The 26,476-nt window shown below is 55.0% G+C and carries 23 protein-coding genes and 1 riboswitch; of the genes, 16 read left to right on the top strand and 7 right to left on the bottom strand.

The window, feature by feature from the left end:
* The first annotated feature begins 402 nt into the window (after positions 1-402).
* Together cbiB and B2T33_RS05800 are read left to right on the top strand one after the other, a co-directional pair.
* The gene (gene cbiB / locus B2T33_RS05805; protein WP_286791352.1) at positions 403-1,446 is read left to right on the top strand and encodes an adenosylcobinamide-phosphate synthase CbiB; all 1,044 of its coding nucleotides are present in this window, start codon (positions 403-405) and stop codon (positions 1,444-1,446) included.
* Positions 1,443-2,069, top strand: coding sequence for a nucleotidyltransferase family protein (locus B2T33_RS05800; protein ID WP_286791351.1), 627 nt, complete (start codon positions 1,443-1,445; stop codon positions 2,067-2,069). The genes cbiB and B2T33_RS05800 overlap by 4 nt, the downstream gene beginning before the upstream one ends.
* A 9-nt stretch (positions 2,070-2,078) precedes the next feature.
* Here B2T33_RS05800 and rfaE1 read toward each other — a convergent pair whose 3' ends face one another.
* Genes rfaE1 through B2T33_RS05785 form a run of 3 tightly spaced genes read right to left on the bottom strand, consistent with a single transcriptional unit; the run spans position 2,079 to position 5,178 of the window.
* On the bottom strand, positions 2,079-3,551 hold the full coding sequence (rfaE1, locus tag B2T33_RS05795) for a D-glycero-beta-D-manno-heptose-7-phosphate kinase (RefSeq protein WP_286791350.1): 1,473 nt from the start codon (positions 3,549-3,551) through the stop codon (positions 2,079-2,081).
* 54 nt (positions 3,552-3,605) lie between these two features.
* Positions 3,606-4,190, bottom strand: a complete 585-nt coding sequence (locus B2T33_RS05790) for a D-sedoheptulose 7-phosphate isomerase (protein WP_064780302.1) — start codon at positions 4,188-4,190, stop codon at positions 3,606-3,608.
* A gap of 31 nt (positions 4,191-4,221) precedes the next feature.
* Complete coding sequence (locus B2T33_RS05785; protein ID WP_197146399.1) at positions 4,222-5,178, bottom strand: UDP-glucuronic acid decarboxylase family protein; 957 nt, start codon at positions 5,176-5,178, stop codon at positions 4,222-4,224.
* Between the two features lie 233 nt (positions 5,179-5,411).
* On the opposite strand from B2T33_RS05785, the gene B2T33_RS05780 reads away from it, so the two are divergent.
* Entirely contained in the window at positions 5,412-6,641 is a 1,230-nt protein-coding gene (locus B2T33_RS05780) for a hypothetical protein (protein WP_008888909.1), read from the top strand.
* A gap of 48 nt (positions 6,642-6,689) precedes the next feature.
* On the opposite strand, the gene cobT is transcribed toward B2T33_RS05780, so the two are convergent.
* Entirely contained in the window at positions 6,690-7,724 is a 1,035-nt protein-coding gene (gene cobT / locus B2T33_RS05775) for a nicotinate-nucleotide--dimethylbenzimidazole phosphoribosyltransferase (protein ID WP_197146400.1), read from the bottom strand.
* A 196-nt stretch (positions 7,725-7,920) separates the two neighbouring features.
* Between cobT and cobS the strand changes: the two genes are divergently transcribed.
* Complete coding sequence (gene cobS, locus B2T33_RS05770; RefSeq protein WP_252724017.1) at positions 7,921-8,733, top strand: adenosylcobinamide-GDP ribazoletransferase; 813 nt, start codon at positions 7,921-7,923, stop codon at positions 8,731-8,733.
* A gap of 30 nt (positions 8,734-8,763) precedes the next feature.
* The gene (locus B2T33_RS05765) at positions 8,764-9,375 is read left to right on the top strand and encodes a histidine phosphatase family protein (RefSeq protein WP_252724018.1); all 612 of its coding nucleotides are present in this window, start codon (positions 8,764-8,766) and stop codon (positions 9,373-9,375) included.
* Positions 9,376-9,395: 20 nt separating this feature from the next.
* Here the strand turns inward: B2T33_RS05765 and B2T33_RS05760 are convergent, their stop codons facing one another.
* A complete protein-coding gene (locus B2T33_RS05760) occupies positions 9,396-10,034 on the bottom strand; it encodes a hypothetical protein (RefSeq protein WP_197146402.1) in 639 nt (212 codons plus the stop codon).
* 448 nt (positions 10,035-10,482) lie between these two features.
* Positions 10,483-10,673, top strand: a riboswitch (cobalamin riboswitch).
* Between the two features lie 58 nt (positions 10,674-10,731).
* On the opposite strand from B2T33_RS05760, the gene cobU reads away from it, so the two are divergent.
* From cobU to B2T33_RS05715, 9 genes are all read left to right on the top strand, one after another.
* Positions 10,732-11,271, top strand: a complete 540-nt coding sequence (cobU, locus tag B2T33_RS05755) for a bifunctional adenosylcobinamide kinase/adenosylcobinamide-phosphate guanylyltransferase (RefSeq protein ID WP_197146403.1) — start codon at positions 10,732-10,734, stop codon at positions 11,269-11,271.
* 34 nt (positions 11,272-11,305) lie between these two features.
* The gene (cobW, locus tag B2T33_RS05750; RefSeq protein ID WP_197146404.1) at positions 11,306-12,346 is read left to right on the top strand and encodes a cobalamin biosynthesis protein CobW; all 1,041 of its coding nucleotides are present in this window, start codon (positions 11,306-11,308) and stop codon (positions 12,344-12,346) included.
* A gap of 98 nt (positions 12,347-12,444) precedes the next feature.
* A complete protein-coding gene (gene cobN / locus B2T33_RS05745; RefSeq protein ID WP_286791349.1) occupies positions 12,445-16,209 on the top strand; it encodes a cobaltochelatase subunit CobN in 3,765 nt (1,254 codons plus the stop codon).
* A gap of 186 nt (positions 16,210-16,395) precedes the next feature.
* Positions 16,396-17,097 carry a hypothetical protein gene (locus B2T33_RS05740; protein WP_197146406.1) on the top strand — a complete coding sequence of 234 codons (702 nt, stop codon included), beginning with the start codon at positions 16,396-16,398 and terminating at the stop codon, positions 17,095-17,097.
* 115 nt (positions 17,098-17,212) lie between these two features.
* Positions 17,213-18,043 (top strand): endo alpha-1,4 polygalactosaminidase, encoded by an 831-nt coding sequence (locus tag B2T33_RS05735; RefSeq protein ID WP_286791348.1) that lies wholly within the window; start codon positions 17,213-17,215, stop codon positions 18,041-18,043.
* Between the two features lie 53 nt (positions 18,044-18,096).
* The gene (cobO, locus tag B2T33_RS05730; protein WP_008888919.1) at positions 18,097-18,723 is read left to right on the top strand and encodes a cob(I)yrinic acid a,c-diamide adenosyltransferase; all 627 of its coding nucleotides are present in this window, start codon (positions 18,097-18,099) and stop codon (positions 18,721-18,723) included.
* Positions 18,724-18,774: 51 nt separating this feature from the next.
* A complete protein-coding gene (locus B2T33_RS05725; protein ID WP_286791347.1) occupies positions 18,775-20,295 on the top strand; it encodes a cobyric acid synthase in 1,521 nt (506 codons plus the stop codon).
* A 219-nt stretch (positions 20,296-20,514) separates the two neighbouring features.
* On the top strand, positions 20,515-21,189 hold the full coding sequence (locus B2T33_RS05720) for a glutathione S-transferase family protein (protein WP_063086819.1): 675 nt from the start codon (positions 20,515-20,517) through the stop codon (positions 21,187-21,189).
* Entirely contained in the window at positions 21,186-21,998 is an 813-nt protein-coding gene (locus tag B2T33_RS05715) for a class I SAM-dependent methyltransferase (RefSeq protein WP_197146408.1), read from the top strand. The genes B2T33_RS05720 and B2T33_RS05715 overlap by 4 nt, the downstream gene beginning before the upstream one ends.
* A gap of 46 nt (positions 21,999-22,044) precedes the next feature.
* Here B2T33_RS05715 and B2T33_RS05710 read toward each other — a convergent pair whose 3' ends face one another.
* Positions 22,045-23,073 (bottom strand): substrate-binding domain-containing protein, encoded by a 1,029-nt coding sequence (locus B2T33_RS05710; RefSeq protein WP_286791346.1) that lies wholly within the window; start codon positions 23,071-23,073, stop codon positions 22,045-22,047.
* A 105-nt stretch (positions 23,074-23,178) separates the two neighbouring features.
* On the bottom strand, positions 23,179-23,997 hold the full coding sequence (locus B2T33_RS05705) for a tetratricopeptide repeat protein (protein WP_286791345.1): 819 nt from the start codon (positions 23,995-23,997) through the stop codon (positions 23,179-23,181).
* Between the two features lie 268 nt (positions 23,998-24,265).
* Between B2T33_RS05705 and B2T33_RS05700 the strand changes: the two genes are divergently transcribed.
* Entirely contained in the window at positions 24,266-25,171 is a 906-nt protein-coding gene (locus B2T33_RS05700; protein WP_064780317.1) for an SDR family oxidoreductase, read from the top strand.
* Positions 25,172-25,394: 223 nt separating this feature from the next.
* The gene (locus B2T33_RS05695; RefSeq protein ID WP_064780318.1) at positions 25,395-26,402 is read left to right on the top strand and encodes a complex I NDUFA9 subunit family protein; all 1,008 of its coding nucleotides are present in this window, start codon (positions 25,395-25,397) and stop codon (positions 26,400-26,402) included.
* Positions 26,403-26,476 lie beyond the last annotated feature (74 nt).

The raw sequence follows: 26,476 nt of genomic DNA, 5'->3' as shown, positions 1-26,476 counted from the left end.
AAGGCTGCTCCTTTGTCTCTCTTTGATGGTGTTCTTCACATGACATTGTTGCCATGCGGTACCCGATGCCACCCCCGTTTTCACCGATTGGCTTGCGGAATGCAAGCGGCAGCTACGCCAACAGGCTGCACAAGGGGCTTGGGTGATGAAAATACTACTTATTGTGGGCCGGTTATGGTCTGGTATCGAATATGTTGTGGGCGGGCTCAGTCCTTCGGTTATGGCTGGTGATCAGCTTTGAGTGTTTTGCGTTACGCAATACGGGGCAAACAGGATTGACCAACATAAATTATGATAAAATAAAAATTCGTATGAAATTTATTTATCAAAGCAAAAATCAGATGGCAAATTTCGCAGCATCAGTTTGGTTCGTACATTCACCATGTCATTCTGATTGACGGGTTGGCGATCACCGCGCACATTGCCGCCATGGAACCGACATTCACCGATTTTCTGATCCCGGAACCTGCGTTTTTCGGGCCGCTTTTTTCAATGCTGGTGCTAGCACTGCTGCTGGATGCGGTGTTTGGTGACTTCCCGTGGCTGTTTAGCCGGATCGGGCACCCGGTGGTGTGGATTGGCAATCTGATTGCGTGGTTCGAAAGGCGCCTGAACCGCACAGATCGCAGCAACCCGGACCGACTTTTGCGCGGTGCTGTGGCCAGTCTGGTTGTAATTGCGGTCGCCGCGGCTTTCGGTGGTGCGGTGCAGTTTGTCTCATCACTTGGTGACGTTTTCAGAGCGCCCGAAGTTCTTTTGCTGGCGGTTCTGATTGCCCAAAAAGGCCTTTATCAGCATGTCAAAGCCGTCTCGACCGCGCTTAAAAAAGATGGCATCGCTGGCGGCCGCAGGGCGGTTTCGATGATCGTCGGGCGCAACCCCGACACGCTCGATGAGGCAGGCATCAGCCGGGCAGCCATTGAAAGTTGTGCTGAAAACTTTTCAGATGGCGTGGTCGCGCCGCTGTTTTGGTATGTGGTCGGTGGGCCGATTGGTATTTGCGCCTACAAGGCGATCAACACCCTTGATTCTATGATTGGTCATCGCAACGAACGCTATCTCTATTTCGGCAGGTTCGCTGCGCGACTTGATGACGTTGCGAACTTTATCCCCGCACGGATTGCCGGTGGTGTGATTTGCCTTACCGCCGTGATCGGTAAGAAAACAAGTGGCAAAGCTGCCTGGCAGACCATGCTGTCAGATGCAAAGAAGCATAAATCGCCCAATGCCGGTTGGCAGGAAGCAGCCTTCGCTGGCGCGCTTGAAATCGCCCTTGCCGGGCCGCGCCAATATGGCAGCGAAATGGTCGATGACCCTTATATTGGCAACGGTCGTTCCGATCTGACCGCTGCTGATATCGACCGTGCGCTAAGGCTTTTTACAACCTCCTGCCTGATCAATGCGGCATGGCCGATTGTTCTTAAAGTTCTCTGGGTCGGGCTATGAGTGCCGGGCAGCGTGCCAATGATATTCCGTTGGGCTGCGAATTTCTTGAAGGCATCCTGCAAAACCGCACCAACCAAATCATTCTCGACCGGTTTTCAGCCTTCGGGATCAAAGACTGGTGGCTGACCGCCGGATGCCTTGCCCAAACCATCTGGAACATCACGGCCAATCACGCCCCGGGTTCCGAAATTGCCGATTATGATCTTTTTTATTTCGATCCCGATACGTCATGGCAGGCGGAAGATCATGTGATCGCCCAAGGTGCTAAACTGTTTGCTGATATCCCGGTTTCAATCGAAATTCGCAATCAGGCGCGTGTGCCGATCTGGTATCCGGAAAAATTCGGTGTCCCTTACGGTACTGTGACTGCTGCCAGTGATGGCATTGATCGCTTTGCCTATCAGACAACTGCCATTGGCGTGCGCAAGGATGCGGGCAATAGCGGAATGGACGCCTATCGCATTTATGCGCCGTTTGGCCTTGCTGCTGTCATGGAAGGTCGGGTGATCCCGAACACGGTTTTACCGGTCAAAGAGGTGTATGACACCAAGGTTGGTCGTTGGCAAAAGACATGGCCGGATCTGGTCGTAACGCCTTGGCCTGACGAGGAAGGTCAGGCTTAATTAAGACGTTTAGTCGTTGCCCTTGTTCATCCGTGCGATGGTCGACGTGGTGGAAAAGCCGTCTTCAAGGTTGGCCAGAACCACCTTGCCGCCATAGCCATGGACAATTTCGGCCCCGACAACCTTGTCGATGGTGTAATCCGCACCCTTGACCAGAATGTCCGGTTTGATCGCCTTGATCAGTTCAATCGGGGTGTCTTCGCCAAAAATCACCACGCCACTGACGGTTTCAAGTGATCCAAGCACGGCTGCACGTGCAGCCTCCGACTGAACCGGGCGGGCTTCGCCCTTAAGGCGTTTGACAGATGCATCGGAATTCAGCCCGACAATCAGGCGGTCGCAATTTGCCCGTGCCTGCTTGAGCAGGCTGAGGTGGCCCGGATGCAACAGATCAAAACAGCCATTAGTAAAACCGACCGTGTATCCCTTGCGCCGCCAGCGTTCTGCGCGATCGACCATGCGATCAAGCGGCATCAGTTTGGCTTCACCGATCATCAGATCATGATGATGCAGGGTGGAAATCAGCTCGTCCGGGTAAACAACCGCGGTGCCGATCTTGCCAACCACGATCCCGGCGGCAACATTGGCAATGCGTGCCGCGTCAGCCAAGCTCGATCCCGCTGCAACGGCGGATGCGAGGCAGGCGACAACCGTATCACCGGCACCCGAAACGTCGAATACTTCGCGGGCTTCGGTTGGAAGGTGCAAAGCCTCGCCATCCTTGGTGACAAGCGTCATGCCATCCTGACTGCGGGTAAGTAGGACATTCTCGACCCCGCATTCGGTAATGATCTTGGTCGCGGCGGCGATGGCATCTTCGTCGCTGTTTATGGCAATGCCGGTTGCTGCTTCGGCCTCTGCGCGGTTCGGCGTCACCACCGTGGCCCCACGATAGATGCTGTAATCATTGCCTTTTGGGTCGACGATGACGGGCTTTCCGGCTGCGCGCGCAGCCTTGATTGCGGCTGCAACGACATCGGCATGCAAGACACCCTTGCCATAGTCAGACAGAATGATCGCTGCAACATCCCCTGCCAGCTGACCTGCCAGTGTCGAAAGATTGCTAATCGATGCTGGCGCAATGGGGCTGGTGGTTTCATTGTCGGATCGCAACAATTGCTGCCCACCCGCAATATAGCGGGTTTTGATCGTCGTCGGGCGGTTGCGTTCTGTCTGGATATAGGGCTCAACACCCTTGTCAGCGGCGACATATTCCATAACTTCGCGGCCGGGCAGATCGTCGCCAACAAGCGACAGGAACTGAACCGATGCGCCAAGGGCTGTTGCGTTGCGCGTGACGTTACCAGCGCCCCCCAGCATGGCACTTTCGCGCTCAACCCGGATAACGGGGATGGGCGCCTCGGGCGAGATGCGGGTGACCGAACCATAAACAAACCGGTCAAGCATGACATCGCCAATGCAAAGGACTTTGGCATCGGTCAGTTGTTCAACCTGTCGGGCCAGATGGCTAAGATCGGTCATGGTCGCAATTCTTTATGCTGTCAGAGTATTCAGGCGGATTTTCTGGGCCGCCGGTTATTTCTTCGTCAGGCCGAGCGTATGTTCAAGCGCACCGACCAGCATCTGGCCAATCTGGATATGCATTTCCTGGATGCGGGCTGTGGTGTTGCTCGGTACGATCATCAGTGGATCACACAGATCAACCATGTCACCACCGGTCTTGCCAGTCCAGCCGGTCGCAATCAGGCCCATTTCCTTGGCCTTGGCCAGACCGAGATTTACGTTCTTGCTGTTGCCGGATGTTGAGATGCCAATCGCAACGTCATCCGGATTGCCAAGTGCTTCGATCTGGCGCGAAAACAGGTGATCAAACCCGAAGTCATTGCCGATCGCGGTCAAGGCCGAGCTGTCAGTGGTCAGCGCAATCGCCGGAAGCGCGCGACGATCATTGATATAGCGAACCGTGAATTCGGTTGCGATATGCTGCGCGTCCGCGGCCGACCCGCCATTGCCGAAAAACAGCAGCTTGTTGCCGTCATTTAGGGCGTCGGTGCAAATCTCGACCAGTTCGATAAAGGCATCGCGGGTGGCCTCACGGGTCTTGTTGACCAGATCAAGATGCTCGTCAAACTCGGCATCGAAAAAGGCTTTGATATCCATCACGCGTCCAAATCCAAAAGAAGTCGTCGTATTAGCCGTGTTTCGCAATCAGATTGCGGAAATACTCAATTGTCGAACCGAGGCCATCTTCAAGGCTTACATTCGGTTCCCAGCCATCAAGTGTGTTTCGCGCAAAGGTAATGTCGGGCTTGCGCTGCAGCGGATCATCGGCCGGAAGGTCTTTGAAGATCAGCTTTGATTTGGCGCCGGTCATCTCAATGACGCGCTCTGCCAACTCACGAATGGTGATCTCATATGGGTTGCCAAGGTTCATCGGTCCGGTAACCGTTTTGTCGGTTGCCATCAGACGGACAAAGCCCTCGATAAGGTCAGTATAGAAGCAGAAGGATCGGGTTTGCTGGCCGTCGCCATAAATGGTGATGTCTTCGCCATGCAGCGCCTGAATGATGAAGTTCGATACCACGCGGCCGTCCTGCGGGTGCATGCGCGGGCCATAGGTGTTGAAGATACGGGCAACCTTGATATCCAGGCCGTGTTGGCGGTGGTAATCAAAGAACAGCGTTTCAGCACAGCGCTTGCCTTCGTCATAACAGGCGCGCGGGCCGATCGGATTGACATTGCCGCGGTAATCTTCGGTCTGCGGATGGACTTCAGGATCGCCATAAACTTCGCTGGTCGAGGCCTGGAAAATCTTGGCGCCAACGCGCTTGGCGAGACCCAGCATGTTGATCGCACCATGCACACTGGTTTTGGTCGTCTGGACCGGATCGTGCTGGTAATGGATCGGCGAAGCCGGGCACGCAAGGTTGTAAATCTCGTCGACTTCGAGATAGAGCGGGAAGGTAACATCGTGGCGCATCAGCTCGAAATGCGGTTTATCGAGAAGATGGACAATGTTGTCCTTGGTGCCGGTGAAAAAATTGTCGACGCACAGAACGTCATTGCCTTCTTCAAGCAGGCGTTCGCACAAATGAGAACCAAGAAAACCTGCGCCACCGGTTACCAAAACGCGCTTGCGTCGCCACATATCGTCTCTGACCTTGTTACTCTGATATCAAAACGGGCTGAAACTAGCAGCTTGGATGGTGGAAAGCTATGACTTATCTTTTCTTAGACATGTCTGAAATTCCCCGATATTCGGGTTTGGTTTCAACATGCATGAATGCTAAATACATAACCTGTTAATGCACCGGCGTTATCGTGGTTCGGGCAGATTAGCGGCTGTGATTCCGTCGAAACAATTCTCTGGTCATTGCATTTATGTCTGATAGTTCACTTCCATCGCCCGAAGCCTTCCTCGTTGACTATGTGCGGCGCCTTGAGCGGCGCAAGGACGGCGTTGGTGCGATTCATGTGCATTTTTCCAAATTGCTGCCATTTAACCGCCGTGACCATCACATCCGTACGGCGATTACGGCGTTTGAAGAGATCGTACCGGAAGTCACCGGGCGTATTTTCACCCTGTCCAACCAGGATCTGATTTTCATCTTTGATGCCGCAGAGATGGACGAGGTGAATGCTGTCATTTTCCGGCTGAAGTTCCTGTTCAACGACGATCCGCTGATCAGTGATGGCAAGGATGAAAGCGGCGCGCCCGCGACCTTTACCGACTATTTCGATGTCGGGCAGCAATACAAAGAATTCCTGCATCTGACACAGTTGTTGGTCCGCGCCAACGCCAATCGACCCAAAATCGTCAGCAAGGCAGCCGAGCGCCACAATGACCATCCCGAACTCAGCGATGATCGCGCGCCGCTGACCCCGAAGATATTGGGGCGCATTGATGAGTCGCTGCGGCGTGCGGATCTGTCCAACCTGATGCGTCGACAGGCCATTTGTGCCGTGGTGGGTGATGCGAACCCGACGCCGGTTTTCCATGAATTGTTCATCTCGATCAAGGATTTGCAGGATACGCTGCTGCCAGATGTCAATGTTCTCTCGAACCGTTGGCTGTTTCAGCATCTGACCGAAATTCTGGATCGGCGCATGTTGTCGCTTCTGACCCGATCAAATGACGCATCGGTGACCGGCTCTGTCAGCATCAATTTGAACGTCTCGACATTGTTGTCACCGGACTTCCTGACGTTTGATAGTAACGTCAAGGCTGGGCAGCGCGGGACAATCGTTCTTGAGCTTCAGAAGATCGATATCTTTGCAGACCTTGGGGCATTCTTCTTCGCGCGCGACTTCTGTCGTGATCGCGGTTATCGCATCTGTATCGATGGCATCAGCTATCTGTCGCTTCCCTATATCAACCGTAACAAGCTTGGCGTTGATATGATCAAGATGCTCTGGGATCCGGAAATGGAAAACATGGATGAAGAGCATCGTGAAGCCATGCGCGCCGCTGTGGCAGAGTCCGGCGATACCCGCGTTATTTTGTGCCGTTGTGATGACGAACGCGCCATCAAGTTTGGTCATTCAATCAATATCACCATGTTCCAGGGCCGCCATGTCGAGCACCTGATGAACGAACGGACGAAAAAATAGCGCCAGATTGCTGACGCTATTGGGTGGGCTCACTTGTAAGGCTGGGAATCAGGCCTCTTCCTTGCCATCAATTCCGGCTTTTTCAAAGGTCGCCATGCCAGTGTGGCATTCTGCGGCTGCGCGTAAAAGCGGGATGGCAAGTGCCGCACCCGATCCTTCTCCAAGGCGCATGCCGAAATTGATCAGTGCTTCCTTGCCCAGTTTCTCAATCAGCCGCGCATGTCCCGGTTCTGCCGATACATGCCCGACCAGACAATGATCGAGTGCATCGGCACGCATCGCAGCCAGAACAGCGGCCGCCGCACAGGATACATAACCATCAAGCAATATCGGAACCCGTGCAAAGCGCGCTGCAATGATGGCACCGGCCATAGCAGCAATTTCGCGTCCGCCAACACAGCGCAGAACATCCAATCCATCATGCATCTGGTTTTTATGCAGGATGATGGCATCACCTACGACGCGCGTCTTGCGGTCAAGGGTAGTGTCATCGATCCCTGTTCCCCGGCCGGTCCAGTCCGCAGCATTCCCGCCATAAAGTGCATGGGAAATTGCCGCCGCCGATGTGGTGTTGCCAATGCCCATTTCACCGGGAACAAAAAGATCCAGTCCCTTTTCAATCGCACTCATGCCAAAGGCCATCGCCTCGGCACAGCCTTCATCGTCCATCGCAGGTTCATGGGAAAAGTCGTTGGTCGGGATTTCAAGGGCGACCTCCATGACGCGGAGTTCGGCATCGACAGACTTGCAAATCTGGTTGATCGCAGCCCCGCCATTGATGAAGTTTTCCACCATCTGCTGGTTCACGCTGGCCGGGAAGGCCGAAACGCCCTGCGCAACGACACCGTGACTGCCGGCAAAAACTGTAACGCGCGGCCGCGACATGCGTGGGCGTGATGTTGCTTGCCATCCTGCCAGCCAAAGGCTGAAATCCTCAAGTCGTCCAAGCGATCCGGCAGGCTTGGTCAATGTTGGTTCGCGCTGGGCCACGGCGGCCTGCGCTTCCTGATCGACTTCGGGAAGTTCGGCGAGAAGCGCACGAATTTCCTCAAGATTTTGGGGCGGATGTTTCGGGTTGAACATTTTGGTCTCCGGCTGGCGACAAAGGTGCCTAACTAGTGTTCCGCTTGGCTTCCGGGGTGGTAAGGATTAGGCTCGGAAACCAATTTTGTAAGGCGGTTCAGGAAGTCGGGCCAAACTAGGCCTGTGCGCAACAGATTGCCAGTTTGAAAATCGGAAATTTATGCTATCCAAAGATCATAACCAAAACGAAACAAATATGCAAAGCTCGGATTCATCTGACAAACCCGGCCCAGACACAGCGACAGATGCCCCCGTCGAGGTTTCGCCTATTTCCGATTTCTGGCGCGCCCTGGCGTTACTTAGCCGTGTTCCGGTCAAGGGTATCGAGGATTTCCGCGCTGAGGTGATTGCAAGATCGGTCTGGTCTTGGCCGTTGGTCGGTTTGTTGCTGGCTGGTTTTGCCATGCTACCGGCGATGCTGGTCTATTCCCTGACAGCCAATATCCTGATTTTTGCGATTGTTGCCTTGGCAGGCATGGTTTTGTTGACCGGATCAATGCATGAAGATGGCATCGCAGATTGTGCCGACGGGTTTGGCGGCGGGTTTGAGCATGCGCGCAAGCTTGAAATCATGCGCGACAGCCAGATCGGTACATATGGCGTTGTTGCCCTGATCCTGTGTTTTGGCCTGCGTCTGATTTTACTTTCTGCGGCGGGCGATGCCGGGCAGGCAGCGATCCTGTTTCTGGTGATGGCAATAACATCACGGGCGGCAATGCCAGTCGTGATGCATATCCTGCCTCCGGCGCGCGCCGATGGTTTGGGCAAGGGGGCCGGAACGCCAAATTTGATGATGGTCGGTTTGGGTGTTGGCCTTGCTTTGATCCTGTCGCTTGTTTTATCGGGTCTGTTTGCGACGATGGCCATTCTAATGGGTGGACTTTTGGCGGTGGGTATTGTTGCGGCGGTCGCGAAATGGCAGATCGGTGGCCAGACAGGGGATGTCCTGGGGGCAACCCAGATCGTGACCGAACTGTTTGTTGGTATCGCCTTTATTGCCGCCCTTTGATCAACCAGCACAGCAACAAGAAGGAATGCCGTGAGCAGTTTGAAAATAACCCGCTGGTGGCTGGTGCGTCACGCGCCCGTCCAAAATCCGAAACGGCTGGTCTATGGCCAAAGTGACATGCCTGCCGACCTTTCCGATGAAAAGGCACTGGCTGCCCTTGCCGGGCAACTGCCGGGTGATGCCGTCTGGGTAACCAGCCATCTGTCACGTACGCATGATACGGCGCGCAGTCTGCAGGCGTTCATGGATAAAGACATAGCGCCGCAGGCTGAAAGCGGCTTTGCCGAACAGCATTTTGGTGATTGGGAATTGCAGAACTGGAATGATTTGCCCAAGGGGGAAACAACACGGTTCTGGACCGACTTTGCCCGCCAACACCCCCCAAAGGGTGAAAGCTTTGCCGATGTGGTTGCCCGTGTCGGACCCGTCTTTGGCCGATTGAGTGCGGATTGGGCCGGGCGCGACATTGTCGCTGTCGTTCATGGCGGCACAGTGCGTGCCATGCTTGCCAATGCACTGGGTTTATCCCTTGAAACCGCATTGGCATTTCATATCGACACGTTGGGTCTGACCACGCTTGAATATATCGACGGTGTCGACGAACCGGGCTGGCGCGTGACCGCTGTCAATCAGCGCTTTTAAGGAGCTTAAGGCATGTTCCGTCAGGCAGAGGCCAGCTCGATATCGGATGCCATGTCATCAAGCGCGTGTTCTGCCAGATAGCGGTCAACCATATCCGGATTCAGATCATGTTTTTCGCAGATGTCGAAAACATCGCGCAGATAGGCCTGATAATAGGGCACCGGGCGGCTGCGTGATTTGCTTCGCAATTTGGCGACATTCGGGAAATCACTGGCAAAGGATGCGTTTTCAATCACCTGGATGATGGTGTCATCAATGATGGCAGCCGGCATTCCGCAATAAGTCTTGCCGCAGGCAGACAACATCTTGCTGGCAGTCGGAACGGAAATGCCCGGCTGGGAAAGCAGCTCGTTCAACTCGTCCTGTCCGAAATCCGAGATCGACATCAGGGTCACTAGGGTTGGCATATCGCGCACAAGCAACGAAAGCGCATTGACGCGAATGCCACGTTCATGGGACCAGATGATGGTTGCGATTACACCCTTTGAGGCATCCTCGGCAAAGATGTCACGCACATCGCGGCGTGCCAGAGTGATCTCGCCATCGGCTGCGCGCTGTTCAAGAAAATCCTGAAATGACCGATCAGGACTGTTCAGACGGTCCAGCAATCCCAGCCACATGTCCTTGCGAGACGATGTGGTCCAGGTTGGCGCGTTCATCTGTCGGATTTTGGATAGGTGAGAACGTATTGCCATTGGTCTTGAAAAATCCAGATTACCCCAAGAGTTTCGGTTGCAGTATTTCCTGCAGCCATCCGGGTGATGAGTCTACTTCCCGGGTTTTCGCCAGATTGCGGATTGTTCCGTCTTTAGGGTCAGGACCTATTAATTTGATTTGAATGGCAGACGTTATATTTGCAAACTCCAGCGTCAAATCCCTTGTGCGGGATACCAACCCGCCCGGCGGGCTTTTCCTTGGATTTCGCAAATATAACGTCTGCCATTCAAATCAAATTAATAGGTCCTGACCCTAGTTCCAGCGCAACGGCTTGATGTTGGCTGAAATGGTATGACCTCTCAAGCAGACAATTCTTACAAATACTGACCTTCCGATTAGGGTGGGGTGGTAACGAAGGGTTAAGTGCCGAGAATGACCTTTGGCATTTTTGGCAAACCTGCTAGGTTCGGCGCATCGTTCGGTGATGGGAAATCGGTGCAAGGCCGATGCTGCCCCCGCAACTGTATCGGGTTGGGAGATCCGGGTCGGTGCCAACGCGCCAGACCAGCCACCGGGAAACCGGGAAGGCGGATCGCTTTCATGCCCGCAGCCAGGAAACCTGCCGAAGGTGTCACTATTCGAAGGAAGGTGACGACGCAATCGGGCCTCGGTGGGAGGCCATGGCGAGGAAGAAACGGGATGACCCAGACTTTACCCCCTGACGGCCCCTCTGGCGGGACGCATCTGATCCTTGGCGGGGCGCGATCCGGCAAAAGCCGGTTTGCCGAAAACATCATTAATCAGGCGGGCGGTGGCACATATATCGCAACCGGGCGTGCCTGGGATGACGAAATGGCCAACCGCATAGATCTTCACAAAAAATCACGCGGCGATCTTTGGCAGACACTCGAGGAACCGGTCGAACTTTGTTCGGCGCTGCAGACCTGTAATGTCACAGGCGGCAAGCCTGTTCTTGTTGATTGTCTGACCTTGTGGCTGACCAATCTGATGCTTGAAGACCGCGACATTGATGCCGAGATCGCAGCTCTTTGTGATCTGGTGCCAACCCTTGTCGTGCCGGTGCTTTTTGTCTCAAACGAGGTTGGTTTTGGCATCGTGCCGGAAAATGCGATGGCGCGGGCCTTTCGCGATCATGCCGGACGCCTGCATCAACGCATTGCAGAGATTGCAGACAAGGTCACCCTTGTGGTGGCCGGCATTCCGATGTCGGTCAAATAACAACATAAATTATTGAATTTTAAGGATTTCAGAAATGGCACAATTGGGCAAAATCCCGGCAACCGTCATTACCGGTTTTCTGGGCGCTGGCAAGACAACCATGATCCGCAATATGCTGGAAAATGCCAATGGCAAACGCATCGCGCTGATCATCAATGAATTTGGCGATCTGGGTGTGGATCGAGGCATCATCAATGGCTGTGGCATTGAAGGCTGCGAAGAAGATGACGTTGTTGAACTGGCCAATGGTTGCATCTGCTGTACCGTGGCTGATGACTTCCTGCCTACCATCCAGGGCCTGATTGACCGTGAAACGCCGCCTGATCATATCGTGATCGAAACATCTGGTCTTGCCCTGCCAAAACCGTTGGTAAAGGCGTTTAACTGGCCCGAAGTCCGGTCGCGTGTGACCGTTGATGGCGTTGTGGCGGTTCTTGATGGCGCGGCCCTGCGTGATGGTCTGTTTGCCCATGATCATCACGCGGTACAGGCGCAACGCGAAGCAGACGAAAATCTTGATCATGAAAGCCCGCTTGAAGAACTGTTCGAAGAACAGCTTCACTGTGCCGATATGGTGGTTCTCAACAAGACGGACCTTCTGACCGATGCCGAACGCAGCAAGGTCGAAGCCGATATCCGTGCAGAGCTGAAAAAGCCGTCAGTCAAGATTATCGCGACCGAACATTCACGGGTTGAAAACGCCATCCTGCTTGGTCTGGGGGCTGCCGCCGAGGATGACCTTGATAGTCGCCCAAGCCATCATGACGATGGCCACGAACATGATCATGATGATTTCGACAGTTTTGTCGTATCGCTTGATGCGATCAGTGATCCGGCCAACCTTGAGAAGCGCCTGATTGATGTCGTGCGTCAGTTTGACGTGCTGCGCATCAAAGGATTCGTTGATGTGCCGGGCAAACCGATGCGCCATGTGGTTCAGGGGGTTGGTGAACGTTTTCAGCGCTATTTCGACCGTCCGTGGGCGGATGGCGAAACCCGCCGCTCGGAATTGGTGGTGATTGGCCTGCATGGTCTGGACCGCACTGCGATCGAGGCCGCCATCAAAGCCGCCTGATCCAAGTTAACCTGATCAAGCCACCTGAAACCGGATGCTAAAAATCATCCGGTTTCAGCCTGTTTTAAGACCAAACGCATAAGGATACGGATCCCGCGATGCATCTATTGGCAGCCCAGCCCGGAATGGTCACAGATGGCAGTGAGGCCGTCGACCTTGGACAGCAACCCGGCGATGTGGTGATCCTGTCTGCGGCCGAGTCCGAACTTGCCTGTCTTGCAGGGGCGCAAGGGCGTCTGGTCGATGCATTTGGCGACGAAACCCCGTCACTGCGTCTGGCAAGTTTGCTGCAGCTTGGCCACAACATGTCGGTCGATCTTTATATCGACGATGTACTTTGCGATGCCAAATTCATCATCGTGCGCATTCTGGGCGGGCGCGGTTATTGGGATTATGGCATCGAACAACTGGTTGCGCTTTCACGTGCCAAGGACATTCCATTGGTCCTGTTGCCCGGTGATGATCAACCCGATGCGGAGCTTCTGACGCTTTCGACCGTCAAGGGGCGCGAATATCAGAATATCTGGCGTTACCTGATCGAAGGCGGACCGCAAAATTCCGAGAATTTACTTCGTCTTATATGCGAAAACTTAAATTCAAGCGTGAACTGGAACTGGTCACCAGCGGCCCCCCTGGTCAAGGCCGGGGGCTATTGGCCCGGCAAGGCGCAGGCAAGCCTTGATGAAATCCGGGTTAACTGGATTGCAAATCAACCGGTTACGCCGATTGTCTTCTATCGGTCTCTGGTGCAGGCCGCCAACCTCGATGTTATTGACGCGCTGGTTGAGGAATTGGTTGCCAATAGACTGAATCCATTGCCGATTTTTGTTGCCAGTCTCAAGGATCCGTTGGCAGCGGCATTGGTTGAGGACTGGTTGGCAGAAACCAGTGCAGATTTGATCCTGAATACCACCGGCTTTGCGATATCTGTTCCGGGATCAGAACGAAAAAATGGTCCGTTTGACGCGGTCGATGCCCCGGTCTTTCAGGTGGTGCTGTCAGGCGGTGGCGAGGACGCTTGGCGCGACGGTGTCAATGGTCTGGCCGCGCGCGATATTGCGATGAATGTGGCGCTTCCCGAGGTTGATGGCCGTATCCTATCACGTGCGGTGTCGTTCAAGGGATCGGCTGGCAAGGATGACCTGACCCAGATTGATCTGGTGAAATACATCCCCGTGCGCGATCGCGTGGCCTTTACCGCCAAACTTGCCGCCAATTGGGTGCGCTTGCGCAAATCAGATACCAGCGCGCGCAAGGTGGCGATGGTTATGGCGAACTATCCCAACAAGGATGCTCGCCTTGGCAACGGCGTTGGGCTTGATACCCCGGCCGGCATGATCGAAACACTCCGCGCCATGCAGGGCGAAGGATACCGGGTCAGTGATCTGCCAAAAGATGGCGATGCGCTGATTGCTGCGATCAAGGTCGGGCCGACCAATGATTTCAAATCCCTTGCCGGTCGCAAAATTCGCGTGACTTTACCGCGTGCAGACTATCAAAAGGCGTTTGATGCGCTGCCACCGGCCATCCGGGATCAGGTGTTTGAGGCCTGGGGCGACCCGAAGAACGATCCGTTTTATCTGGCGGGTCAGGATGCCTTTGCGCTATCGATCCTGCCGCTTGGCAATGTGGTGGTCGGGTTACAGCCCGCGCGTGGCTACAACATTGATCCGCTTGAAAGCTATCACTCGCCCGATCTGGTGCCGCCACACAACTATTTCGCCTTTTATATCTGGCTGCGCCATGTGTTTGGCGTCGATGCCATCATTCATTTTGGCAAGCACGGCAATATGGAATGGCTGCCGGGCAAGTCACTGGCGCTTTCCGAGGATTGCTTCCCGGAGGCGGTCTTTGGCCCGACCCCGCATTTCTATCCCTTTATCGTCAATGACCCGGGCGAAGGCACACAGGCCAAGCGCCGCGCCCAGGCGGTGATCCTTGATCATCTAACCCCGCCTTTGACCCGGGCGGAAAGTTATGGGCCGCTTAAGGATCTCGAAGCGCTGGTCGATGAATATTATGACGCGGCCGCGGTTGATCCCCGTCGCCTTGTGATCCTGAAACGTGACATCCTTGAACTGGCGATCCGCATCGGCCTTGACCGTGATTGCGGCATCGAGCCCGACGAGGACGAAGAAAGCGCACTGGCCAAGCTTGATAACTATTTGTGCGAGCTCAAGGAACTTCAGATCCGTGATGGTCTGCATATTTACGGCAAGGCGCCTGAGGGTGACCTTCTGACCGATCTTCTGGTCGCATTGGCACGCCTGCCGCGCGGGTCGGACAGTGGGCCCAAGGCATCCCTGCATCGCGCGATTGCCAAGGATATCCTTGATGATCCGGCGTTTGATCCGCTTGATTGTGCCTTTGCCGAATTCTGGCCGGGATCCAAGCCCGAAATTCTCGCGCATTATGACGGCGAAGATATCGGACCATGGCGCACCACCGGCGATACTGTGGAACGGATCGAGCTTTTGGCACGTGATCTGGTCAACGGAACGGTGAAGGCCGATCCGGCGTGGTCGGCCGTCTGTGAAGTTATTTCTGATATCGAAACGACTATTCGCCCGGCCGTTGTTGGTTGCGGTCTGGCCGAGATCGAGGGTCTTTTGCGTGGCCTTGCCGGGAAGTTCGTCGAACCTGGCCCGTCCGGTGCGCCGACCCGTGGCCGCCCGGATGTTTTGCCAACTGGCAGAAATTTCTATTCGGTTGATACCCGTACTGTCCCGACGCCAGCCGCCTGGCAGTTGGGGTGGAAATCGGCTGAGCTATTGCTGGAACGCCATGTGCAGGATCACGGCGAATGGCCAAGCGCGCTTGGTTTGTCTGTCTGGGGAACCAGCAACATGCGCACCGGCGGTGATGATATCGCACAGGCATTGGCCCTGATGGGGGTGCGCCCGACCTGGGATAGTGCGTCACGCCGGGTGACTGGCTTTGAGATTATGCCGGCATCGGTTCTGGGCCGACCGCGTGTTGATGTCACCCTGCGTATTTCTGGCTTCTTCCGCGATGCCTTTCCCGGTCTGATTGACCTGTTTGACAGTGCGGTAAGGGCGGTGGCCGGGCAAACCGATGAGCCGGATGATCTCAATCCGATTGCCGTGCGGATCAGGGCCGAAACCGAGAAACTTCGCGCTAAGGGAATGGATGCGGATCAGGCGGCGCGGCAGGCCGGTTTCCGGGTGTTTGGCTCCAAGCCGGGGGCCTATGGGGCCGGTTTGCAGGCGATGATTGACGAAAAACTCTGGGAAGACGAAGACGATCTTGCTGATGCCTACCTTGCCTGGGGCAGTTATGCTTATGGCAATGGCGCCGAGGGCACGGCGGCACGCGATCTGTTTGAAACCCGCCTCGCCAAGGTCGATGCGATTGTCCACAATCAGGACAACCGTGAACATGATTTGCTGGATTCCGATGACTATTATCAGTTCGAAGGCGGAATGACATCTGCTGTGCGCAGTCTGTCCGGCAAACAGCCCACAGTTTATCACAGTGATCATTCCCGCCCGGAAAGCCCGAAAATCCGCACCCTGGAGGAGGAAATTGCCCGTGTCGTTCGGGCGCGTGTCGTGAACCCCAAATGGATCAAGGGTGTGATGCGCCATGGCTACAAGGGCGCGTTCGAAATGGCGGCAACAGTCGATTATCTGTTTGCTTTCGCCGCGACCGCGCGCTGCGTTGCCGATCATCACTTCGATCTGGTCTATGATGCCTATCTCGGCGATGCCGAGGTGCGCGAATTTATCGCCGATCACAATCCCGATGCGTTGCAAGACATCAAGGACCGCCTGAATGAGGCGATCGAGCGCGGCCTTTGGCAGCCGCGTCGCAACAGTGTTTCCGTCGATCTGGGACGCTAACGCGTCAACTGTTGCTTGTTATTGGAATCACGGGAATTTTACCGTCGGAACAAACCGGGCAGTTGAAACGTTACGTTTTCGCACCATATCTCAATTAACCAACTGTTAATAAGTTGTGAGGGACGGGGCACCCCTATCGGATCGCCTGCATGGGAAGCAGGTTGATTGAACAGATCGGAGGCCGCGATGGATATCAAGACCAACGTTCGTTTGCCAGATTATCTGCAAACTCCAATGCCTGCCCATGACAGGCATGCAGATATCGTCAACTCCCTGCTTTCTGATTTCAACATGCCAGAATGGTTGCGTGCAGATTTGCACGGCAACGGGCGCTATCGCCCGGCGCGCGGTGCCATTCGCGCAGTTCTGGATGTTCGTGAACGTTTCAACGGCGTGCATCGGCCGGTAACGTTTGATGAATTCCATGCCGGCATGACAGAGCTTGCCCATCACCTTCCGGGTCCGGACCAAACCAAGTTCGAAATCAATGCCAAGGTGAAGATTTACTGGCGCTACCTGCAAGGGGTCGAACGTCAGGTTTGGCGCACGGCTATTGCGGTGGCCCATCTTCGTCTGGATCATTTCCCGGTGGTGCGTGAATTCAAAACCCTGATCGAACAGGTCGCGATCAGCCGTGACTGGCTGGAAAAGCGCCTTGAGGTGATCGAGAAAAGCTTCCAAAGCCCGGCCGGCGCGCGCAACGAGGCCGTGCGAAAGGCCTTGGACCGCCTGCGCCGCATGTCGCCCGGGGATCGCTTGCAATTGTTTAACAAGGCCCGGATGCGCCGCCCGGAATTGCGCAATATCGACATGCGCGAACCCGATAAATGGGCGGATCTGGTGACCAGTGACCTTGGCCTGACAACAGGTCAAAGCGCCAATTGGTAAGACCTGATTGATCAAGAAGAGCAAAAGGCGCGGTCATTTGGATCGCGCTTTTTGTTTGCGGGATTGTCTTGGTTTGCTTGCGCGGGCAAACTCACTGCCCAACACTTCAGGGCAGATGCATCGCGTGAAAAACTCAATTCCCAAATCATTTTGTCTGTGGGCAGGCATCCTCCTCGGCCTGCTATTGCATGGGCAAACCGCACAGGCGGATACCACAAAAGAATGGACACCCGTCCCAAACGGTCCGTTTCTCTGGCAGCTTCAAGGCACGCTTGATGTCGATGACGCCATCCGCATTGTCGGGGCCGATCTTTTTGATGTGTCCGCCGATCAGGTCGCGGCTTGGCGCGCGGCCGGGCAGTATCCGATTTGTTATATCAATGTCGGGGCTGTCGAAAATTGGCGGGATGACGCGAAGGCTTTTCCAAGTGATGTGATCGGTGCGCCCTATTGGGGGTGGGATGGGGAAAAGTGGCTTGATATCAGCCGGTTTGAGCTTTTTGCCAATGTGATCAGCGCCCGTCTTGATCTTTGCCGTGACAAGGGGTTTCTGGCGGTCGAGCCTGATAACATTGATGCCTTTGAAGCCGACCAAAGCAGTAAGCCAACCGGTTTTGACATCACGCGCGATGATCAGCTGCGATATGTGAACTGGCTGATCACAGAGGCTCATAAGCGCGGTCTTGCCATCGGGCAGAAAAATGTTGCCGATCTTGTGCCCGATCTTGTTGATCAGATGGATTTCGCCCTGTTGGAATCGGCCCATCGACTTCGCTTCATGCATGAGTTTGATATTTATGTCTCTCAAGATAAGCCGGTTTTCGCCGTCGAATATCTTGACGAAGGGGCCGATGCCAACGCCTTTTGCCCGGCGGCGAAGCAGCATGGATTTCAGGGTGTGATCGCCCACTTGGATCTTGATCAAACTCCGCAAAACTGCCCTTGATCCCGGTAGGACTTTCGCCGCATTCTGGGCCGGCATTTCAAAGGGAAGAAACAATGACCGACAAAAGCCAGCCAGACGTCGATATCAATGCGCGGCATGATGAAAAAATGAAGAAAATCAAGGCCGCACGCGACAAGATGATGGCCCAGAAGATCGATAAAAAGGGCCTGATCATTGTCCATACCGGCAAAGGCAAGGGCAAGTCTTCCTCGGCCTTTGGCATGGCGATGCGCTGTGTCGGTCATGATATGAAAGTCGGCGTTGTCCAGTTCATCAAGGGGGGCTGGGAAACTGGTGAGGCAAAGCTTCTTAAAAAATTCCCCGATCTTTGTGAGTTTCACGCCATGGGGGCGGGCTTCACTTGGGAAACCCAGAACCGGGCACAGGATGTCGCCCTGGCCCGTGAAGCCTGGAACAAGGCATTGGAAATGCTGCGTGATCCAAGCTATTCGATGGTGATCCTCGATGAGATCAATATCGTTCTGCGCTATGATTTCCTGCCGCTTGAAGATGTGCTTGAAGCACTCGCCAACAAACTGCCTGATCAGCATATCGTGCTTACCGGGCGCAATGCCCCGGATACCTTGATCGAGGCGGCCGATCTGGTCACGGAAATGACCATGGTCAAACACCCGTTCCGCGAACAGGGCATCAAGGCACAGATTGGTGTCGAGTTCTGATCCGGCCTTGATCATTTAGCGGATCACTTACAAGAAAGTTTTGAAACCGGAATGAGTGCGCAATCCGTCCCCGCCCTGATGTTGCAAGGTACCGGCTCCGACGTCGGGAAATCCTTGCTGGTCGCCGGATTGTGCCGTGCCTATGCGCGTCGTGGCCTTCGGGTGCGTCCGTTCAAACCGCAAAACATGTCCAACAATGCCGCCGTTACCGATGATGGTGGCGAAATTGGCCGCGCGCAGGCGCTTCAGGCACGTGCGGCGGGCGTTGCCACATCAGTTCATATGAACCCGGTCTTGCTCAAACCGCAAAGCGACATTGGGGCGCAGGTCGTGGTGCAGGGCAAGGTCCTGACCAGCGCCAAGGCACGTGATTATTATCGCCTCAAACGTGATCTGCTGCCCAAGGTGGTCGAAAGCTTCGAGATCATGGCAAGTGATGCCGACCTTGTCCTGATCGAAGGTGCCGGCTCACCTGCCGAGGTCAATTTGCGGGCCTCCGACATCGCCAATATGGGCTTTGCCGAGGCCATAGGCGTTCCGGTTATTCTGGTCGGCGATATTGATCGTGGCGGGGTGATTGCCTCGATCGTTGGTACGCATGCGTTGCTGTCCGACGATGATCGCTGCTGGCTTAAGGGTTATGTGATCAACAAGTTTCGTGGCGATGTGTCGCTGTTTGAACCGGCCACCGGCATCATTCATGAGCGCTGTGGTCTTAAAGGTTACGGTATCGCAACATACTGGCCGAATGCCTATAAGCTGCCTGCCGAAGATGGCGTGGCGCTTGAAAAGGCCGGGAAATATCAACGCAATGCCGGGAATGAGGGGGACGCAGTCCTGCGCATTGCGGTACCGCATCTGCCCCGTATTGCCAATTTTGATGATCTTGATCCGCTGGCCGCCGAGGATGATGTTGAATTGCTGGTGATCAAGCCGGGGCAAGTGATCCCGGCGGATTGTGATCTGGTGCTTCTGCCGGGGTCAAAATCGACCATGGCAGACCTTCGGTTCGTCAAAGATCAGGGCTGGGATATCGATATTTTGGCCCATCACAGGCGGGGTGGCCATGTGATCGGCATTTGCGGCGGGTATCAGATGCTGGGCCGTATGGTCCATGACCCGGACGGGGTCGAAGGCGCGCCGGGAAGCGAGGCTGGCCTCGGTTTACTCGATGTTGAAACCATTATGGCGGGCGACAAGACGCTGCGCAAAACAACCGGGCTGACGGTTGGCGATCATGCTGTTCTTGCCGCCGGAACACCCGTCGATGGCTATGAAATCCATATGGGCCGGACCGATGGCCCGGATCGGGCGCGAAGCTGGCTTGACCTGAATGGTGTGGTGGATGGCGCGATCAGTGGTGATGGGCGGGTTTTGGGGTGCTATCTGCACGGGCTGTTTGGCAGTGATGATTTCCGGCATGCCTTTCTGGCGGCATTGCGATCGGACGAGGCACATAAAATGACGCATTTTGAGGCCAGTATTGACGCGGCCCTTGATGAACTGGCCGATCATCTTGAAGCCTGCCTTGATCTCGATGGTATGCTGGAACTGGCAAAAAGCCGGGCCTGACAGGGCGTGTTTAAGCTTTCTGTCAGGCATGAGCGTTACGTATAGCAAAATTGCACTTTCGCGCACTTGAAGGTCTTTACTTCGTGCGCGTTGCATGGTTTGAGATATCTTGCAGTTCCGGGTTGGAAACGAACCGGCTTCGTTGCGGTTTATGGAATGTTTGCGCCCCCATGCCGGGTCTTTGCGAAACGTTCATCTTGGTCGGGTATCTTCACGCTCATGCGTCAGTTATATCATTTTTGGCTTTCACCTTTTTCGCGCAAGGTCCGTCTGGTCCTGGCCGAGAAAAAGCTCGATTTCGAACTCACGGCTGAACCGGTATGGGAACGGCGTGACGATTTCCTGCTGCTTAATCCGGCCGGTGAAGTGCCTGTGCTTAAGGAAGAAGACGGGACGGTGCTGTGTGATTCCAGCGTCATCTGCGAGTATCTCGACGAGGTGTACGAGGACGAGCCGAAACTGTTTGGATCCGACCCCAAGGAACGCGCCGAAATCCGCCGTCTTGTCGCGTGGTTTGATGGCAAATTCAATCGCGAGGTCACTGACCATCTGCTCGGTGAGAAGCTCCTGAAACGCTTCTTCTCGACCGGCACCCCCGATACCAAGGTCCTGCGTGCCGGGCGCACCAATGGCGCCTATCACATGGATTATATCGGCTGGTTGTTTGAACGCCGGAACTGGCTTGCCGGTGATCATCTGACCATGGCCGATCTGGCAGCTGCCGCACAGGTGTCCGTGATCGACTATATGGGCGATATCAACTGGTCAAAACATCCACGTGCCAAGGACTGGTACATGCGGATCAAAAGCCGCCCTGCCATGCGCGATATTCTGGCGGATCGGCAGGCAAGTTTCCCACCATCAAGCCATTACGCGGAACTGGATTTTGAATGAAGGATTCATCCATATCTGATGAATTCTACCCTGAAGGCGGTTTAAATACTGCCAGTTACGATCTTCGCGCTGATCTTGATCGCAAGATTTTTGAAGACCCCATTCCCTTTTATACCCGTCTGGCAACCAGCCTTGCGCATCAAAACGGCGTGCTTGAACTGGGCTGCGGCACGGGCCGGATCAGTGCCGCGATTGCCAAACTTGGTGTCGCGGTCGAAGGCCTTGATCTGTCACCCGCCATGCTGGGTCAGGCACGCGCCAATTACCCTGATCTGATATGGCATCTTGGCAATATGTGCGACTTTGATCTGGGGCGGCAGTTTGATCTGGTGATCATCCCGTTTCGCGGCCTTCAGGAAGTCACCAATGCCAAGGGTCAGCGTCGCGCCCTTGAACGGGCCTTTGCCCATCTGAAACCCGGTGGGGCGATCGCCCTTGATCTGATGGATCCGGATTTGCGTTATTGTCTTCCAGAAGGTGACCCGGAGCACGTCGAACTGCCGATCTTTCCGATGCCTGATGGTGTTGGGCAGCCGGGCAGTCGGCTTCGCATCACGGCGATGGAACGCACCAATGATCCCCTGACCCAGAAGTTCAGCGAACATTGGCGGTTTGAAGAAATCAACGATCAGGGCGATGTGATTACGCGCGAGGATTGCTGGCATCATCTGCGCTGGGTTCATCGCAGTGAAATGCGGCTGATGTTGGAGCTATCCGGTTTCATTTCGATATCGGAATTTTCGGATTTCCAGGGCAATCCCCCGAAATATGCCAGCAACCAGGTCTGGATGGCAAAACGGCCGGACTGATGCCCGGCCGCTCAATTGCGTCTAGTGGTGTTGATCCGTCAGCTGTTCAGTTACCGGCGAATTTCGCGGCACTGGTCATGGTTTCAGCGCGTTCCTCATTGGTCAGCGGCACCAGACCGTTATCAGCCAGAAGACCTTCTTCGCCAATCACCGCTTCCGAAACATAGGTCGAGATAAAGTCACCCAGGCTCTGGACCAGCTGTTGATGGTCATCCTTGACGTACAGATAAAGCGCACGCGATGCCGGATAGCTGCCATCAAGGATGGTTTCATAATCCGGCTCAATGCCGTTGATTGGAACACCTTGAAGACGTTCGCGGTTGCGCTCCAGATTGTTAAAGCCCATCACGCCATAAGACGTCGGGTCTTTTTCAAGCTTGCTGATCACCAGACGATCATTTTCTCCGGCTTCAATATAGACCCCGTCTTCACGAAGGGTCCGGCACAACAGGCGGAAGCTGTCAGGATCGGTTGCCTCGAGGCTTGCGATGTCAGAAAACGTCGCACAACCCTGATCAAGCAACAGCTGCCCCATCAGATCGCGCGTACCCGAAGTCGGCGGCGGGCCATAAACGCGGATTTTAAGGTCCGGCAGGCTGGGATCGATATCGGACCATTTTTCATGCGGGTTTGGCACACTGGCACCATTGACGGGAACGGTCCGCGCCAGGGCGAGATAAAGCTGACGGGCGGTAAGTTCCATACCCGGTGCTTCGCGGGAACCCAGCATGACAATGCCATCATAGCCGATCTTGATTTCGCTGATGTCGCGCACAGAATTTGCCGCGCAAATTGCGGTTTCCGACCCGGTGATCGGGCGCGATGCATCAACGATATCCGGGAACTCTGCACCAATGCCGCCACAAAACAACTTGAAGCCGCCGCCTGAACCGGTGCTTTCAACCACCGGGGCGGGTGCGCCGGTGGTTTTGGCGAAATGTTCGGCGACCTTGGTGGTCAGCGGAAAGATCGTCGAAGATCCGACAATCCTGATCTGATCGCGGGCCATTGCGGCATGTGATGTCAGAAGTGCCATCGATGCGGCAAGGGTAGCCAAGGCAAACGTGCGACGCATTTCGTCCCCCAAAACGTATCCGGTGATGGTCCGGCAAATGGTTCTACCGGTCATATACAAGGAAATCGGTCACCGTGAACCTGTTTTCTAAACTGACGGTCCCCGTCAGTTCGATCCGGTGCGAACATCCATCTTCTCTATATTCGCTTTTGCCGCGTCAGCAACAGGGGTTCCATTTGAAAGTTCTATGACAGTTAACCAGTCCTGCCGTGCAAGATCGTTATCACCGGCAATCTGATGGAGCTTGCCGCGTTCGAAAAGTGCCTGAACATTCTGGGGTTCCCGGTTCAAAACTTGTTCGATATCAGTCATTGCCAAATCGTAACTTTCAAGTAGTCGCCAGGCCGATGCCCGGTAAATCAGCGCCTCGGTATGATCGGGTTGAAGATCAAGTGCGGCATTGAGGTCGTCAATCGCCTCCCAATACTGCCCGGCAAGGCCAAGCGCCATGGCACGATCGACCCAAAGCTGCGGGTTGTTGGGCACCAGTTCAAGCGCGCGGCTTTGATCACGCCAGGCGAATTCAAGGTTATCGGCCATCATCCAGGCTTGGCCTGCCTGGGCCAGCATTCCGGCAACGACACCCGGTCCGGCCGTGCTGTCCTTGGCAAGTGCGTCAAGACGGGTGGCGGCTTCTTCATATTTGCCAAGCGATATCAGTGCGACGGCAACACAGTGGCGGGCTGGCTCCCCACCGCCCAGATCGCGCCAGGCAATCGCGCTTTCAAATCCGTCTTCGGGTTTGAGTTGGGCCAGCTTGATGCAGTCACGATATTGCTGGCTTTCTTCCTGTGTCATGCCACCGTTGCTTTCGGTCTGGGCCTTGGCGGAAGGCAATCCTGCGCCATAGATGCCGACAAACCCCGCCAGACACAGCAAGCCTGTGGCGCGCGCTAGGAACGAGGTCGCGAAAAGTCGTGACATGAAAAAGCTCCGTCTTTGGCAAAGTTTCTGGCAGTCACCATAGAAGATCACATGATCAATCCACCATGGCTGAATGCGCATATCTGAAAACGCATATTCGTGAAGTCTCACACCATGAAAACGGCAACAAGATGATTGTTGTTCCCGAAAGCCACAGTTTGCGGGAACAAATCATGGTCCAAAAGGTTTTGCCAAAAGACTTTGTTTGTGTGTGGCAAGGCCGTTACTGTGCCCTTCACACGAATTTGCCGTCACAAAAGGTGCCTTGATGACCAATAAGCTGTTCTGTTTCGGATTGGGATTTTCCGCCCACCTTGTTGCCCGCGAGCTTAAGGCAGAAGGTTGGAAAATTGCCGGAACCACGCGAAGCGCGGACAAGGCCGAACAGCTGAAATCTGAAGGCATCGAACCCTTCATTTTTTCCGATGGTCAACCGATTGCCGATATCGCCAGCGCGCTTGAAGGCGTGACGCATGTCCTTTCATCTGCCCCGCCCGGCGGGATGGGCGATCCGGTGATCCATCATCATGGCAGTGATCTTGCGGCACTGCCCGCGGGCACATGGATTGGCTATTTGTCGACCACCGGGGTTTACGGTGATCGGGATGGTGCCGAAGTCACCGAGGATGATGATCTTTTGCCAAGTGGCAAGCGCGGGCGCAGACGCGTGGCGGCTGAAAAGGCATGGTTTGATCTTGGCCGTCGTCATGATTTGTGTGTGCAAAGCTTCCGACTGGCGGGCATTTATGGCCCCGGTCGCAATGCGCTTGAAACCGTCCGGTCAGGTCGTGCACGCCGGATCGTCAAACCCGGTCAGGTCTTTTCGCGCATCCATGTTGATGACATCGCCCAGACGGTTCTGGCATCCATCAAACAGCCCAATTGCGGGGCGGCCTATAATGTCTGTGATGATGATGCGGCCCCGCCGCAGGATGTGATTGCCCATGCCTGCGGTTTGCTGGGTATCGATCCACCACCCGAACAGGATTTTGCTACTGCAAAGCTAAGCCCGATGGCTGCCAGTTTCTATGAAGACAATAAACGCGTTTCAAATGCGCGGATCAAACAGGAATTGGGTGTTAAGCTGCGCTATCCGGATTATCGGGCCGGTTTGCTGGCCCTGCATGATGAAATACTGGCCAAATTGCAGGGCAGAGACGAAAACGTTTCATAAAACCGCATTGTTGACCACAATAGCGGGTCGTATATAACCCAAGAGCCTGCGGAAAATCATATTGTCGTCTGTTTGGACACCGTATGTTCAGGCACCATATGATTTTCCACAGGATCAGTTTCGGACCGGATCGTCTTGGCGTTCCGGACCCCAAGGCCACCGAGCACGGGCATCTGATGCGGGCATCGTCCGCATAGTCCCGACCGGCAAGGAGAGAGCAAGCATGGATCGTCGTATCGTAACCGTTTTTGGCGGCACCGGATTTGTCGGACGTCATATCGTCAAGCGTCTGCTGGAGCGTGATTTTATCGTTCGCGTCCCGACCAGAAGCTTTGAACGCGTCAAAAAACTCAAACCGATGGGCAATCTGGGGCAGGTCGTGCCGGTCCATTGCGATGTGCGCGACGAAGACAGCATCAAGGGCGCGCTCGAGGGTTCCGAAGCGGTGATCAACCTGCTTGGCATTCTCTATGAACGCGGCAGCAAGAATTTTCTCAATATCCACGTCAAGGCCGCCAAACGCATTGCCGAGGAAGCCAAGGCAGCCGGTGTAAAGACGCTTTTGCATATGTCGGCACTGGGTGTGGATAAAAACACCTCTGCCAACTATGCGACGTCAAAGCTGGCCGGTGAAAAGGCCGTGCGCGAAGTGTTCCCGGATGCGGTGATCTTCCGCCCGTCGGTGATTTTTGGCCCGAATGATAACTTCCTGAACAAGTTTGCCACCATGGCGCGTTTCTCGCCGATGCTGCCGGTTGTTGGCGCACCGGGCCTTCCGAAAGTTGATCTGGGTGAAGGCAAGGTAGATCTGCACGGCGAAGGCGGTCCGAAATTCCAGCCGGTCTATGTTGGCGATGTTGCCGATGCCTTTGTCACCGCACTCACCGAAGGTAAATCGGCTGGCAAAACCTATGAACTTGGTGGGCCGGAAACCTATTCCTTCATGGCGCTTTTGCAGGACATGCTGCGCATTACCCGTCAGCGCGCCATTCTGATGCCGGTTCCGTTCTGGCTGGCGTCGATCAAGGCATTCTTCCTGCAGTTCTTGCCGGTCCCGCCGCTGACCCCGGATCAGGTGCGTTTGCTCAAGACCGATAACGTCGTTTCCGAAGGTGCGGACGGTTTTGCCGAACTTGGCATTACGCCCAACAGCCTCGAAGCAATTGCGCCGTCATACCTCAAACGGTTCTGCCCGCCGCGTAAATCCGGTGAGTTCCGCCGTTTCGTCTAAGGCGCACGGCTGATCAGACGATCAAAAAGAAAACCCCGCCAAACTTTTGGCGGGGTTTTTTCTTGTCTCGAAGG

This window comes from Thalassospira sp. UBA4513 (genome assembly GCF_002388495.1).
Classification (GTDB): Bacteria; Pseudomonadota; Alphaproteobacteria; order Rhodospirillales; family Thalassospiraceae; genus Thalassospira; species Thalassospira tepidiphila.
The sequence above is the reverse complement of the archived record's forward strand: the minus strand, read 5'-3'. Positions and strand labels throughout refer to the sequence as shown.